This window comes from Marinitoga hydrogenitolerans DSM 16785 (genome assembly GCF_900129175.1).
In the GTDB taxonomy this organism is placed as follows: Bacteria; Thermotogota; Thermotogae; order Petrotogales; family Petrotogaceae; genus Marinitoga; species Marinitoga hydrogenitolerans.
This window is the reverse complement of sequence record NZ_FQUI01000044.1, coordinates 1-16,489: the sequence shown is the minus strand read 5'-3', so window position 1 is coordinate 16,489 and position 16,489 is coordinate 1. Positions and strand designations below refer to the sequence as shown.

The 16,489-nt window shown below is 28.9% G+C and carries 11 protein-coding genes; 5 read left to right on the top strand and 6 right to left on the bottom strand.

The window, feature by feature from the left end:
• Positions 1-253 precede the first annotated feature (253 nt).
• The 5 genes from BUA62_RS09775 to BUA62_RS09755 all read left to right on the top strand — a co-directional run bounded on the left by BUA62_RS09775 (position 254) and on the right by BUA62_RS09755 (position 6,734).
• On the top strand, positions 254-613 hold the full coding sequence (locus BUA62_RS09775) for a PadR family transcriptional regulator (protein ID WP_072865871.1): 360 nt from the start codon (positions 254-256) through the stop codon (positions 611-613).
• A gap of 20 nt (positions 614-633) precedes the next feature.
• The gene (pdo, locus tag BUA62_RS09770) at positions 634-1,311 is read left to right on the top strand and encodes a protein disulfide oxidoreductase (protein ID WP_072865870.1); all 678 of its coding nucleotides are present in this window, start codon (positions 634-636) and stop codon (positions 1,309-1,311) included.
• 3 nt (positions 1,312-1,314) lie between these two features.
• Positions 1,315-2,271 (top strand): thioredoxin-disulfide reductase, encoded by a 957-nt coding sequence (gene trxB / locus BUA62_RS09765; protein WP_072865869.1) that lies wholly within the window; start codon positions 1,315-1,317, stop codon positions 2,269-2,271.
• 256 nt (positions 2,272-2,527) lie between these two features.
• Positions 2,528-6,157, top strand: coding sequence for an LAGLIDADG family homing endonuclease (locus BUA62_RS09760; protein WP_072865868.1), 3,630 nt, complete (start codon positions 2,528-2,530; stop codon positions 6,155-6,157).
• A gap of 79 nt (positions 6,158-6,236) precedes the next feature.
• Entirely contained in the window at positions 6,237-6,734 is a 498-nt protein-coding gene (locus tag BUA62_RS09755; RefSeq protein WP_072865867.1) for a hypothetical protein, read from the top strand.
• A 31-nt stretch (positions 6,735-6,765) separates the two neighbouring features.
• Here BUA62_RS09755 and BUA62_RS09750 read toward each other — a convergent pair whose 3' ends face one another.
• The 6 genes from BUA62_RS09750 to BUA62_RS09725 form a co-directional block, all read right to left on the bottom strand.
• On the bottom strand, positions 6,766-8,448 hold the full coding sequence (locus BUA62_RS09750) for a Na+/H+ antiporter NhaC family protein (RefSeq protein ID WP_072865866.1): 1,683 nt from the start codon (positions 8,446-8,448) through the stop codon (positions 6,766-6,768).
• A gap of 161 nt (positions 8,449-8,609) precedes the next feature.
• Positions 8,610-9,740 (bottom strand): GntR family transcriptional regulator, encoded by a 1,131-nt coding sequence (locus tag BUA62_RS09745; protein WP_072865865.1) that lies wholly within the window; start codon positions 9,738-9,740, stop codon positions 8,610-8,612.
• 270 nt (positions 9,741-10,010) lie between these two features.
• A complete protein-coding gene (locus tag BUA62_RS09740; RefSeq protein ID WP_072865864.1) occupies positions 10,011-13,166 on the bottom strand; it encodes an alpha-mannosidase in 3,156 nt (1,051 codons plus the stop codon).
• Between the two features lie 15 nt (positions 13,167-13,181).
• Positions 13,182-14,003 (bottom strand): carbohydrate ABC transporter permease, encoded by an 822-nt coding sequence (locus BUA62_RS09735; protein ID WP_072865863.1) that lies wholly within the window; start codon positions 14,001-14,003, stop codon positions 13,182-13,184.
• A gap of 12 nt (positions 14,004-14,015) precedes the next feature.
• A complete protein-coding gene (locus tag BUA62_RS09730) occupies positions 14,016-14,888 on the bottom strand; it encodes a carbohydrate ABC transporter permease (protein WP_200782425.1) in 873 nt (290 codons plus the stop codon).
• A 64-nt stretch (positions 14,889-14,952) separates the two neighbouring features.
• Positions 14,953-16,251: an extracellular solute-binding protein gene (locus BUA62_RS09725; protein ID WP_084670777.1), complete on the bottom strand. Its 1,299-nt coding sequence runs from the start codon at positions 16,249-16,251 to the stop codon at positions 14,953-14,955.
• Between the last annotated feature and the right edge of the window lie 238 nt (positions 16,252-16,489).

Here is a 16,489-nt window from a genome sequence, read left to right as displayed (position 1 = left end):
AGAACTTCACCAAAAGATTTTAATCCAAAAATTTTGGAAATTTTAAATACCTATTCAACAAAAATAAAAGATATATATAATTCTTTTTGTGATTAAAGCCGCATAAAAAGCGGCTTTTATTTTTTGTAACTTTATTTAAATACAATACATACATTTTTGTTATCTTTTCTTATTGACAAATATATACATTTTGTATATAATATGTGTGTGAAAGAAAAATATGACTTTTTTTGTTGTAATTTGGAGGATGAAAATGGAAGACACTAACAAATGCAAAGTTTTTAATAAAAGTGGAAAATTAATATGCGATTTACTCCTTATTTTAATAGCCGAAAAACCAAGTTATGGCTATGAGTTATCCAATAGATTATGTGAAATGGGAATAACTATTCCCGAAGGAATAGGCCAAAAAGGTAGAGTATATCGCGCTTTATCAGATTTAGAGAAAAAAAAGGAAATTAAATTTGACTGGGATACTACATCCAGTCCTCCACGCAAAATTTATAAAATTACTCAAAAAGGAAAAGATAGAATAAAAAATTTCATCATAGAGATGGAAGAGCAAATTAAAGTATTTAAAAATTTTATTAGCAAAGCAAAAGAAAATATATAAAAATTTGGAGGTGTTTTTTTATGGAAAAATTATTAGATGAAAAAACTTTAGAACAGGTAAAGGATTTATTGTCAGAAATGAAAGGAAGAGTAAAAATATTATTCTTCGAAAAAGAAAATTGTGAATACTGTGATGTTACAAAACAATTATACACAGAATTAAAAGAGGGTGTTGAAAACGTTGATTTAGATATTTATGATATAAATTCACCTATTGCTGAAGAATATGATATTGACAAAACATTAGCTCCAGCAACAGTTATTTTAGCATCTAATGGCTCAGATTTAGGTGTAAGATTTTACGGAATTCCTTCAGGACATGAATTTAGTACATTACTACAAGATTTAATTTCCTTATCAAAAAATGGTGAAGTAGAATTTTCAGAAGATACTGTAAATAAATTAAAAAGTATCGATAAAAAAATGAGATTAAGAGTATTTGTTACTCCTACATGTCCATATTGCCCAAGAGCTGTTTTATCCGCTCATCAAGCTGCAATGATAAATGAAAATATAAATGGTGAAATGATCGAAGCTAATGAATTCCATGAAATTTCAATGAAACATAATGTAAGTTCTGTTCCACATACAGTTATAGAAGTATTTGAAAATGGTGAATGGGTTGTAAAAGGCGAATTTATTGGTGCATATCCAGAACCAAACTTTGTTGAAGAAGTATTAAAAGCTGTGGAGGGATAATAAATGTTCTTTGACTTGGGTTCCTCTAAAAGCAAAAGCTCTTTAAAAGATTATTATGATATGGTTATAATTGGTGGCGGACCTGCAGGTGTTGCAGCAGGAATATATGCTGTTCAAGGCGGAATTAAACCATTAATTATAGAAAAAGATTTAGATGGAGGACAGGTTAACTTAACCGAATATGTTGAAAATTATCCAGGATTTGACTCAATCACTGGTGAAGACTTAGCTGAAAAATTAGGTGAACATGCTAAAAAATTTGGCGTAGAATTTCATTATGGTGAAGTTATTAATGTTGATTTTTCAAAAGATGAAAAAATAATTTCTTTAGATGATGGAAGTATTGTAAAAACTAAAACTGTTGTAATTGCTACAGGAGCAACACCTCGAAGATTAGAAGTTCCTGGTGAAAAGGAATTTGCAGGTAAAGGAGTTTCATATTGTGCAACATGTGATGGCCATTTCTTTAAAAACCAAAAAGTTGCTGTAATCGGTGGAGGAAACACCGCAGTTGAAGAAGCTTTATATCTTTCAAAAATAGCAAAAGAAGTATATATAATACACAGAAGAGATAAACTCAGGGCCGATAAAATTTATCAGGATAAAGCATTTAATGCTGAAAATATTAAATTTATATGGAATACTGTTGTTAAAGAAATAAAAGGTGACAAAAAAGTTCAACAATTAGTTCTTGAAAATAGAAAAACAGGTGAAATTACTAATTTTGACGTAGATGGTGTATTTGTTTTTGTTGGATTAACTCCTGTTACAAAACTATTTGAAGGAAAAATAAAACTTGATGATTATGGGTATATACCTGTTGACAAACATAATGAAACTAATGTAAAAGGTGTATTTGCTGCAGGCGATGTTATACAAAAAGAATTAAGACAAATTATAACCGCAGCTGCCGATGGAGCAATAGCAGCATCATTTGCAGTAAGAAAATATTTTAATTAAATAAATTTAATTATCAGACCGGCGATAATTCTCGCCGGTTTTTTATTTATATATATTCATTTTTATTAAATTTTTATCTTAGTTATCAATAGTTCCAATTTTTTAGTATATAAAATTTTAACATTTTCTATAATTACCATGAAAAAAATAATCTGTCTATTATCTAAAAAAATTACAAATTGTTGTGTAAATATTAGATTAACAACACTATATATTGTGGTATAATGATATCGAAATAATATAAGGGGGGTTTTATATGGAAGATATTTTATCTGATTTTGAATCACTTCTTGATTCTTTTACAGATATTAAACCATCAGAAAATGCCGAAAGAATTTTAAGAGATAGGTATTTATTAAAAGATGGAAATGGCAATTATCTTGAACACAATTGGAGTGATATATCAAGAAGAGTTTCAAGGTATATAGCAAGTGCGGAAGTTCTTTATACCGATGATATCGATAAAATTCGAAAAGTAGAAAAAATATATTATAAACTCTTAAAAAGTCGTATTTTTTTGCCAAACAGCCCTACTTTATTTAATGCTGGTAAGACTTTATCTCAAGATATTTTCAAAAAAGATATTAAAGAAATGCTTTTAGATGATTATAAAAATATATATAACTCAAGAAATAGACATAATATGCTATCTGCATGTTTTGTTGTACCTCTTGAAGATTCAATGGAAGGTATTTTTAATGCCGTAAAAGATGCAGCATTAATACAAAAATATGGTGGAGGCGTGGGGTATGATTTTTCTATTTTAAGACCTAAGGATAGTTCAATTGCTGGAACAGGTGGAAAATCATCAGGACCCATTAGTTTTATGCATGTTTTTAACACTACAGCTTCTACAATTGAACAAGGTGGAGCAAGACGCGGTGCTCAAATGGCAGTCATGAGATATGATCACCCTGATGTAATTGATTTTATTAATTCAAAAAAAGATAATGATGGAAAGTCTGTACTAAATTATTTTAATATATCTATCAATTTTGATAATCCTGAAAAATTTCTTAAAAAACTTGAAAATGACGAAGAATTAGAATTATCTCATTCAAATTCGAATATTAAAAAAACAATAAAAGCAAGAGAATTATTTGACTTAATAGCTAATAATGCTTGGAAATCGGGAGATCCTGGAATGCTATTTTTAGGTAGACATAATAAATACTATGCTTTAGGAGATGTTACTCCTGTAAGTGCTACTAATCCCTGTGTTGTTGGTGATACTCTTGTTTTGACAAATAAAGGTTTAATTAAAGCAAAAGAATTAACTACTGATATGAAAGTATGGAGCCCAATATCAAATCAATTTTTACCAATAGAAAAAATTATAGATCAAGGTGTAAAACCTATAAAAAGTATAAAATTAAAAAATGGTATAGAATTAAAAGCTACATATGATCATAAAGTATATACAGAAAATGGCTGGAAAAAAATAGAAGACTTAAAAATAGGCGAAAAAATAAGAGTAATTTCTGATGAAATTTCCTTTGAAGATGCTGAAGAGCATTTTGAATATGAAAATATCATATATGGAAAAAATAATCATCATATAAATCAGATAAATATATCAAATTCTGTATATGTATCAAAAATACTAGGTTTATTTATTGGCGATGGTTCTCTAGGCAAAGATGGAAGAATATCTTTTTCTATTTCAAAAAATGATAAAACAGTTGATGAAATAAAAAATCTTATAGAGGAAATTTCTGATTCAACTATTACTGAAATTGAAGAAAAAAATCAAGTAAAATTATTAATAAGATCAAAAAATTTGGAATTATTTATTAGAAATATAACAGATATTGAATTAGGATCACCTTCTGATTCAGAAACAAAAAAAATCCCAGATAAAATTCTTACTAATAATAAAATCATTCAAAAAGAATTTTTAAAAGGTTTATTTACAGCAGATGGTTCTGTTTATAATTCTAAAGGTTCTATTACTATAAGTCTTTCAAGCATATCTAAAAAATTACTTGAAGATACTCAAATTATTTTATTAAATTTTGGAATTTTTTCTACCTTAACTAAAGAAAAAGAAGAGAGAACTGCTATTATTAAAGGGAAAAAAATATATAGATTATTAATTTCTGGAAAAAATTCTTATAATTTCTATAAAAATATAGGTTTCATGGGTGAGAAACAAAAAAAATTAAAATTTCTTGTTGAAAATCATTTAGAAAAAAAGGGATTCTACAATAAAAATAAGAGTTTTATTGAAATCGTTAAAATTACTGATTTTGGCCAAGAAAGAGTATATGATATAACTGCTGGTCCAGATTATGTTTGGGTTACAAATGGCATATTATCTTATGACTGTGGAGAAGAACCTTTGCCACCATATGGAAGTTGTAATTTAGGTTCCATTGACTTAGCTAAAATTATAGATTATATTGATCTTGGAAATCCCAATGATGAAAAAAAAGATATTTTCAAAGAAATTATATATTGGACTTCACGCTTTCTTGATAATGTTATTGATATAAACATATATCCTTTAAAGGAAATAGAAAAAGTATCCAAAGAACAAAGATTTATTGGGTTGGGGATAATGGGAATTGCTGATTCTCTATATAAAAAGAATATTCCATATAATTCTAATGAAGGTAGAAATTTTATGGCAGAAACTTTAGCACAATTTGCATATTATTCACATTTAGCTAGTACAGAATTAGCAAAAGAAAGAGGTAATTTCCCTCTTTTTGATAAATCTAAATATAAAGATGGATTTATTCCATTTCCTATGCTTGATAACAATTATTCAGAAAATATAAAAATTTGGAACTCCCTTATAAAAGAGCACTTTTACGGGGAAGCAAAAAAATATAAAAGAAATGTCCAAGTTAATACAGTAGCTCCAACAGGATCTATTTCAAATATTGCAGATACATCTAGTGGAATAGAACCCAATTTTATGCTTGCATATATTAGATATATGACAGATAAAGAAGGTAATAGAGTTCCATTACCATATATGAACAAAATCTTAAGAGATAAATTAGATGGTTTATTAAATAGTGAATTAGAAGCAGAAATAATTGAAAAAGGGTCAATTCAACATATTGAAAATATATCTGAAGATTTTAAAAAAGTGTTTGTTACTGCTATGGATATTTCAGGAGAAGATCATTTACTTGCTCAACATGTTATTCAAAGCTATCTTGATGCATCTTGTTCAAAAACTATAAATCTTCCAAAAGAAACAACTGTTGAAGATATTAAAAATATTTATATAAAAGCTATGAAATTGAACTTAAAAGGTATTACTATATATAGGGATGGTTCATTAGAAACTCAAGTCTTAACTAACTCCAAAAAAGATGATAAAAAAGTAACCTTTTTTGTACTTGATGAAAAACATAAATTAAGAGCTCGACCAAGAAAAGAAACATTAAAAAGCGTTACTCGAAAATTCAAAACTGATTCAGGAACTGTATATATAACAGTCTCATTTGATGACAATGGTGAAGCCATAGAAATCTTTTTATCTGATGGAACAGAAACAGCTGAAATTATAGGAAGACTTTCCTCTATTGCTTTGAGAACAGGTGTTTCTGTTGATGAAATATTGGAACAATTATCAAAAGTAAAAGGTTCATATTGCAAAGGAATTTCTAAAGAAATTAAAAGTGCTCTCAATGATTTTGAAGAACTTTGGAAAGACAATACGGATTTTGAAGTCTTTCATGTTGGAAAACCTTTAAGTAAAGAAGAAGTTGAAAAATTTGTTCATGCTAATAAGCTGGAATATGTAAAAGGTTACTATATTGATAATGAGGGTAATACATATTGTCCAACATGCTTGAGTAAAAACTCTTTATTAATGACAGAAGGCTGTATTTCATGTAAAACATGTGGATGGTCAAAATGTTCATAGTTTAAAGTAAATATAGCATAATAGTTATATTTTTGAAGTATAATTTATAATATATTATAAATAACGTGAGGTGTTAAAAATGGCAAAATGTAAAAATTATCATGAGGCTGCTATTGAAGGGGCGAAAGACGGTATTTTTCATGGTGATCACATTCATCCAACAGTAATGGTATGGGCTTCATTAAATAATGAAAAGATAGGAAAATTAGTAGAAAAAGTTGCTGAATTTGATGCTGACTATGCTGAAGATTTAAAAGAAATGTTAGGTGATTATGATACCGATGTTGAAGATGTTCCTATTCCTTTCCCTTTTTCTTTTGATACAGAAGAAGAATTTGAATTTGCAGAAGGTTTATTAAAAGACATTGTTACTATCACTGAAGCTAATGCTTATTCTTTTATTGTTGAAGCGATGAGTGTTGAAAATGAAGAAGATACTGTACCATCAGTATTTACAGAATGTAAAGAAGGAAAAATATATTTGACTTTATTTAATTGGGAATATAACAAACTCGATGAAGAAGAATATGAAAATACAGATGAAGATATTCAAAGTTTTAGATTAGATATATTTTAAAAAGAGCGGAATAATTCCGCTCTTTTTTCATTTAGGCTTTTAAATCTTTTGGATCTGTAGATTTTCCATAAAACTTCAATACAACCCAAAGTGATGTAATCCCAAGTATTAATGAAATCCATACAGGTAATCCTAAACCAACTGGAACATATCCTACTACTGCAGCAATTAAAGCAGCAGTAACTGAGTAAGGTAACTGTGTTTTAACATGATCTATATGATCAGCTGAAGATGCCATAGATGACATAATTGTTGTATCTGAAATAGGAGAACAATGATCTCCAAACGTTGCTCCAGTCAATACAGCCCCTAAAGTTGCGTATACTAATGATGTAAGTTCATTACCAGTATAAGCGGCTGCTAAAGGAACAGCTAATGGTAACATAATAGCCATGGTTCCCCATGATGTTCCCGTTGCAAATGCAACTATTGCTGAAATAACAAATACTAACACAGGAATTGACCATCCTGGTAATGCTGATGATATAACCTGCACTAAATATTCTGCCGTTCCTAAATCTATTGCAATTGACCCTATTGACCATGCTAGAATTAAAATTATCGTAGTTATAACAAGGGATTTTGCTCCTTCAACCCATGCTTCAAGTGCTTTTCTTAATGTCATAATACCTTGAGAAACTGCCATTGCAACTGCAACAATACTTGCTAAAGCAGAAGCCCAAATCAAAGCGGCAGAAGCATCTGAATTACCAAATGCATCTCTTATCCCTTCCCATGTAAATGGGTTTTCAAGTCCTCCACCTGAATACCATAATCCTATAAAAGCAAATATTATTAATGTTAAAATTGGAACCAATGCATTAGATATTTTTAATGGAATATTACTATTATCCAATTCACTTTCAAAATCAGTTGAAAGCATTGGTTCTGCATCATCTGCTAAAACCTTACCTGTTAATCTTGCTCTCTTTTCTGCTTCGTACATAGGTCCAAAATCTCTCAGCATAAATCCAACAAGAAAAACCATTACAAGAGCAAATAATCCATACATTCTATATGGTATTGATTTAAAGAATACAGAATACGGGTTAACTTCAACTCCTATAGATTTAAAAGCATCACCGATTAAACCTAATTCATATCCTATCCATGTAGAAATTGCTGCCATAGTAGCTACTGGTGCTGCTGTTGAGTCAACTATATAAGACAATTTTTCCCTTGAAACTCTTAATTTATCCGTTAAAGGTCTCATTGTAGGCCCAACTATTAAGGTATTAGCATAATCATCAAAAAATATAACAACACCCATTAAAGCTGTTGCAACTTGTGCACTTCTAGCAGTTTTAGCTTTTTTCGCTAAAGCATTTGCAATAGCTCTTGTACCACCCATTTTTGCAACAACACCAACCATACCACCGATAGTTAAAGTAAAAATGATAATACCAGCATGCCAACCATCAGCTAAAGCATTGACAGGATATTCAAAAGTTTTTGTATAACTTTCAATGAGTTTCATAAAAAATCCGGAACTTGACGTTGCAAAAACATTAATTAAAGCTCCTGAAAAAACACCCAATAATAATGAAAGAATAACTTCTTTTGTAATAAATGCCAAAATTATAGCTAGCAACGGTGGAATAATAGACCAAAAACCATAATTTATCGTTGCAGCATCTCCTCCTTCAGCAAAAGCCAGAGTCGCCAGTAAAACAAACACCGCCATGATAAAAAAAACTGTGAATTTCTTTTTCATAAACTCCCCCCTTTAATGGATTTTTAATTATTATATCATATTTTACATGTTTTTGTCAAAAAAAATTAATATATCATCATCCGAAAAGTTTTTCGGAAACTCAATATTAATCTTTTTGTATCTAAAATATAATATTCCGACTAACAAATTCAATAATATTTTCAAACATTAGAACAAGAATCTCTAATAACAAGTTCCACTGGATAATAGATTTGATGTAACAATTCTTTGTTTATTTTATCTATAGTATTATTATATTTAACTTTAATTTTATTAATTAATAATTTGGCAGCGCTAAATCCTATTTCTTTTGAAAATTGTGCAATCGTCGTTAACGGAACTTCTAAATGTTTAATAAATTCCAAATTATCAAAACCGACTAAAGATATATCATTGGGAATAGATATTCCCTTTACTCTGCACATTTTAATAATAACTAAAGCTACATAATCATTTACTGCTACAATTGCTGTTGGTTTTTTTTCTTTAATAAATTTATATAATTCTTCATATATTTCTTCTGTATTTAATTTTCTTTCATCATAAGAAAAAAGTAGTTCAGGTCTATAATCTAACCCATATTCTTTTAAAGCTTTTTTATAACCTATTATTCTATCTTCTATACTACTCGTTTCACTAAATTCTGCTTTTACAAATGCAATTTTTTCATGACCTAATTTTATCAAATATTCTGTAGCTTTATACCCTCCATTTATATTATCAGACATGACACAATCCGTTTCACAATCTTGTAATCTTCTATCAACTAATACAAATGGGAATTGTTCATTCTTCAAATCAGAAATTGCTGTGCTATCTTTTTGATCTTCAGCTGGCATAATAATTAATCCTGAAACACCATTCCTTTTCATACGTTGTATTGCTTCTGCTTCTTTTTTATAATCATTATTAGAACTCATAAACGTCATTGTATATCCTTCACTCTGAATAGCCTTTTCAATTCCGCTTAATATATTTGCTTCCATTTCATGCTCACAATGAGTAAGAATAACACCTATTAATTTATTATCACCTTTTTCATGAATTTCCTCCTTATCAAAAACAAAAGTCCCATTACCCTGAACTCGATACAAATACCCTTCATGAACTAACTCTTGAATTGCTCTTCTAACAGTATAACGACTCACTTTTAACTTATCACAAAGCTCTCTTTCAGTAGGAATTGCTTCCCCTGGTTTAAAAATACCATTTTGTATATTATTATAAATAAAATCTCGAATTTGTCTATATAATGGTTGATTTCCATTACGATCTAAATCATCCATATTCATTATTAAGCACCTCCAATTATAGTTGCATGAACAATCCTTTACTTAAATCCTTATCTTCACAAGTCAACCAAAATTATAATATGCATAAAATCTTAAACTTTAATGGTTTTTATTTGTCCATACCTTTATTTATATTATAACATACTGGATATTTCTCTCAAAAAATTTTCACAAACTTAAACAAATCAACATTTTTCAAAAATACTCTCTTAATCATATTTAAATATAAAATAAGCCCTGGAATGAAAAATACCAGGGCTTATTTTATATTTAATTTAAAGGTGTCAATTTAAAAGTTTTAATCTCATAAGGTTTAATTATAAATTCAAATTCATTTTCATTAAACTCTATCTTTCCAATTTCTTCTTCCATAAGATTACATTCTGTTATTTCTTTTATATTATCAAACAATTTAATTTTTACAGTATCTCGTTGATTACCATATTCATAAAATCTTAAAATCAAGCTATTATCATCTTCTGCTTTTTTCACAGTATCTAATATTACGCTATTAGCTTTAATATTTATCAGAGATTTTTCTATAGGTAAATTTCCACCTTTACTTTCTATCATTACTGCTAACAATGGATAATTTAATTCATAAGATTCTTTGGTTGTTCCTCCATCAAACCAATCACCAAAATGTGGATAAAGACTATAGGTAAATGAATGATGTCCTTGATCCGCCTGTGGATCTGGTTCAATTCCAGATTTAATCAATGTTAATCGCATTATATTATCTTTAATAGAATATCCATATTTGCAATTATTTAAAAGACTTACTCCATAATTTCGTTCAGAAAGATCTGCCCATTTTTGAGCAACCGTTTCAAACCTTGCATAATCCCAACTTGTATTCCAATGCGTTGGCCTTTCAACATTACCAAATTGAATTTCATAAGTTGCTTTAGTAGTTCTAATATCCACAGGAAAAGCAACCTTTAAAAGAATTTGATGTTGATGCCAATCTACATCTGTTTTAAAATCTATTCTTCTTTTATCTGAATAAACTATCATCCTCTGTTCAATAGTTGAGTCAAGAAAATTCCACTTAAATTTAATAACTCCACGGTCAGGACCTGATTCTTCTATTTCCATTTCTATTAAATCATTTACTATATACTCTTTTTCTAAATGATATATATCAATATCCCAAGCATCAAATCTCATAGGTCTATCTTCAAATACCTGAAATACATTAGCTACACTTCCTACAGGTAAAATTTCTCTCTGAACTTCTTTATCATATATTGATGTAATCTGGCCATTTTTATTTAATTTAATACGATAATATTTATTTTCGATTCTGTCTTTTTTAACAATTACTTGTTCTTTAGAAGACCAGTTATTATCATCAACATTATTATTTTCTACAATTTTAAAAGCCTTATAACCTAAAGCGGGTATTTCCGGAACATAAATTATTAATTTTTTATTTTCATTCCCAACTATCTTTGTAAATAATTTTTCTCCATTTTCAGTTACAAATGATTTTTTAGATAATTCCTCTTTCCAAGGAAGAGACACTATTCCACTTCTATCCCACGATAATGGATTAAAAACTACTAATTTTTCTCCACTTAAATCTATATTACTAGCTAAAATTTCTAAGGCTTTATTTAACATCTTTTCGCCAGAATTCATCACTTTGACAAATTCTTTATCACTATCTTCATAAACCTCATGAATAGATGAACCTGGTAAAATATCATGGAATTGATTACGTAAAATTATCTTCCAATTTTCATTAATTTTCTCTTGAGGATAATCAAATTCATTTATAAATCTACTTGCCATAAAACTAAATAATTCTACATTGTGATATAAAATTTCGCTAAATCGATTATTCTTTTTTACTTGAGCTTGAGATGTATAAGTTCCTCTATGATATTCTAAATAAAGTTCACCATCCCAAACAGGTAAATTAGGATTATCTTTTATCCTTTCTTCCAAACGCTCAAAAAATGGTTCTGCTTTATTAAACCTCACTTCTGGTATTCCTGGTAATTCTTGCATTTTCTTTCCCATTTCAAGCATTTCTTTTGTAGGGCCTCCGCCACCATCACCCCAACCATACGCCAATAACAGTTCATCATTAATATTTTTCTGACGATAATTATCCCAAATTCCCTGTACCGATTCTGGCGTCATCATACCATTATAAGTATAAAAAGGCTCTCCAAAAGCATCCGGAGTTGTAATAAAATGTGTTAAAACTTCTGTCCCATCTAACCCACGCCAATTAAACGTGTCATATTCTGGTCTATTAAATTGACTCCAACTTATCTTTGTAGTTACAAAGTATTTCAAACCACTTTTTTTTATTATTTGTGGTAAAGCCCAGGAATAACCAAATACATCTGGTAACCATAATATTTTACAATTTATTCCAAACTCTTTTTTCATAAATCTGGTACCAAATAAAAATTGACGAACTAAAGATTCCCCAGAAGGGACATTACAATCCGCTTCAAGCCACATCCCACCAGTTACTTCCCATTTTCCTTCTTTGACTTTCTTTTTAATTTCAGCATAAATTTCTGGATAATCTTCTTTTATAAACTCATATAATTGCGGAGTACTTTGTAAAAAATGATATTCTGGATATTGATCCATTAAATGCAAAACTGTAGAAAAAGTTCTCGAACATTTTTCTCTCGTATGTTTTAATCTCCATAACCAGGCTACATCAATATGAGAATGTCCTACTACATTAACTATAGGCTTATTTTCTTTTTCTGGTTTATATTCAGTTAAAATTGTTTTTAAATAACTATTAGCTTCTTTGATTGATTCATAAAATTCTTTAGACCTGGGTTTTCTAAAATCTATTTTATTAATAGCATTATTTAAAAATTTAAGTAGATTTTCATAATCAAAACTTCCTTCATTTAGCACTTTTACAGTTTTCAACACAGCTAATGCTCTATAATAAAAATCTTCAGTCTCTTCACTAATTTTAACTATATTAGCTCTTTTAAATATACATTTCTCTTTTTGTAAACCACTAAAAGCTTTAATAGCTATATTTATTTTTCCTTTTTTTAACCACTCTGGTTTAAGGTAAACTTCACGATGATTTCTATCTAATCCTTGAACCGGACGACCATTGATATAAATTAAAGACTCTGCTCCCCATAAGCCATTTTCATTGTTTCCACCAATAATTAAATCCAAAATTATTTTTTCTCCTAACCATTCTTTGGGAATTAATATCTGTTTTCTAAACCATGCTGTGACATCTCTTCCACCCCATCTTTCTCCAACATTAATTATATCCCAATTTTGATCATTAAAGTCTATTTTATAGGCTTCTGGTATATTACCTTGATAAAACTTAAAATCTTTTATAGGTATTTGATCTATATATATATATTGTTTTAAATCATGAATATAACGTTCTGCTTTCTCTTTAGTAAAAAACATCTTTTATTACCTCCATTACATTTTTGTTGAACCACCAAACATAAAACCTTCAGACATAAATTTTTGTGATATGATGTACAATATTCCTATTGGAAGAGTATAAAGTAATGAAAACGCTGCAAGCTGTCCATAAGCTACCCTTCCATATGAACCGAAAAACTGATAAATTGCTACTGAAGCTGGTGCTTTTTCTATTGAATTAAGAAGTATAAATGGAACAAAAAAGTTTCCCCAACTTCCTGAAAATGTAAATATGAATACAACAAAAATCCCAGGAAGAATTAATGGAAATATCACTTTTCTAATTGTTTGTAATGTATTAGCTCCGTCAATCCAGGCAGCTTCCTCTAAAGTTATAGGTACATCATCCATAAAATTTTTCATCATCCATATACTGTAAGGAAGTGCTGTTGCTATTAAAAATAATGTTGTTGATATTAGAGAATTGAGAATTTTTAATTTAAAAAACATCATATACACCGGGACCATAATTGCTGTAATAGGTAATCCTGTAAGAAATAATATTGAATACATAATCTTAGTTTTGCCTTTCATTTTAAATCTTGATAGTGGATAAGCTGCTAATATAGACAATATAACAACAACCGATGCTTGCGAAAATGAGATTAAAAAACTATTTAAAAAAGATCGATAATTCATAGGATCAGACAAAATCGCTTTATAATTATCTAATGTAAAATCTTTTGGTAATTTAATAGTAAGTGGTGCCTCTGCATCAAAAGAAGCAAATATCAACCAAAGCATAGGCCATAAAAATAGTATTGCAATAATAATAAGCATTATATTTGGCAAATTTTTCTTAATATACTTTCTCATATGTCTCTCCTCCTACAGTTCATGCTTAAAACTTTTCATATAGAATACACTCAACACTATACCTAATAACAATAATACTATTGCTATTGCTGTACCATAACCTAATTGATAAGAAACAAAAGCTTTATTATACATATAAATAGGAACAGTTGTAGTTTTAAATCCTGGACCTCCAGCTGTTAATGCATAAATTAAGCCAAATAATCCTATTGTTTGAAGAGTTACCAAAACAGTGTTTGTAATAATAGTTCCTTTTATAATGGGTAATATTATTTTAAACAACACTTGTATTTTATTAGCACCATCTATACTTGCAGCTTCTTTTAAACTATCTGATACATTTTCAAGTGCAGATTGATACATTAACATTGAAAATGCTGTCCCTCTCCATATATTAGCAATTATAATAGCAATCATAGGAAAATCATATAACCACGCTACAGGTTTAAGACCAAAAAATCCAATAAAATCATTTAGCGATCCCTCTACATTTAAAAATGCAAAAAAGACAAAAGAAACAACAACTTCCGGTGTTACCCAGCCCAATAAAACAGTTGTTCCAACAAATCTCCTTAATTGCCTATTTTTTCTTTGCATCAAATAAGCAATTGTAAATCCTAAAACTTGTTGTCCTATTATAGCTGAAAATACAAGAAATATAACAGTATTAAGTAAAGAAATTAAAAAGCGCTCATCTTTAAACATAAATATATAATTACTTAAACCAACAAAATCCCAATTTTGAGCTTTAACACCTACAAGAGTTTTATTTGTAAAAGAATAAAAGAGAGACATTAATGCCGGATAAAGATAAAATATACCTATAAGTGATAAAGCAGGAAATAAAAAAAGGATACTTTTTTTAGTTTGACTACCTTTTCTCAAAGTGTAACACCTCCATTCTAACAAAGAAGTATTGCACCAACGTGCAATACTTCAAATTCAAGAATTATTTCTCTATCCAATTACCATAACCAACCATTTCTTTAACATTTTTCGAATATTCTTCTGCAACTTCTACTGCTGATTTTTGACCTGTAATAACAGCTTCTACTGCTGATTGAATTTCTACTGAAACATTTGGATATAATGGATCACCTGGTCTGAAATGCGTGAATTCTGTATAAGAACTCATTTCATATCTATATATATTTGCATCTTTATATCTTTTATCTTCTGCAACATCTTTTCTTGGACTCATATCTCCTGAATATGTTGAATAAGCTAATAAATTATTTTTATTACATGCTATTTTAATAAATTCAAATGCTAAATCTTTTTTTCTTGATAATGCTGGTATAGCCAATGTCCACCCACCACTCATGGATGTATAGCCACCACCATATTGTTTTGGCATAGGTGTTACTTTTATAACGTCATAATAATCATTAGGTCTTGCTCTAATCCAATCTGCACCTTTCCAGTTTCCATCAAGAAGTATACCAACCTCTTTACTTTCAGGCATTTTTTTATTTAAAATCCTCCATGAATTAGCGTCTAACATTAATGCTAATTCTGTATTATCATAGATTCCCATATCATATAATGCTTGGATGAATTTTAATGAATCAGTAAAACCTTTAGATTTTACCACCCATTTTCCATCTTCATAAATCCAGTCTCTTGTACCAGAAATAAGCATTTCAAATGTTTGCATTGTTGTTGCTTCGCCTTGTGCTTTTGAACCATTTAACCAAATTGGATATTTAACTCCTGCTTTATGCAATTTTTTAACAGCATCTAAAATATCATTCCATGTTCTTGGTTTCCATGGAACAGGTATTCCTGCTTTTTTGAAGAGAGGTACATTATAAAATAAACCTCTAGTATCTGTAGATATAGGTACGGCATAAACTTTACCATTAATAGACATTCCTTCTTTTATATTTCCTGAAAATTGTGTATTCCAATCGCACCATTGATCTACTGGAATCGCACTTAAATTTCCAGCTGCAACAAATGCTGGAACAAGGAAGCTATCTACAAGCATAACATCAATAGTTGTATCTGTTAAAAGAAGCAATGCTGTTTTTGAATTATAATCCCCTTCGTTACTTAAAGCTTTTACCAATTTTACTTTTACGTCTGGATATAATCTTTCAAATTCAGCTTTTGCACCTTCCATCCATTTAGTATTAGCATTATTCCCTTGTTCTTTATAAGCAACAGTTATGGTTTTAACTCCACCTGCTAAAATTGTTATTGACAACACTACTAATAAAACTACCAACATTACCTTTTTAAACATTTTAATACCCCCTCGTATAATTAGTATAGAATAATTATATTATTGTTATTGATTATTATTATTATTATTATTATTTATATGCTCTTTGAAAAGTAAATATATTTTATTTATATTGGTTTATGTGTTTTTAGTTATATGTTTTATATTAGTAGTTTTCTGTTGAGCATCTTTTTCAGTATTTATTTTTTGCTTGTTTTTAAGTTTTACCTCTGGTAAAATAGTTTTAGATAACATCCCC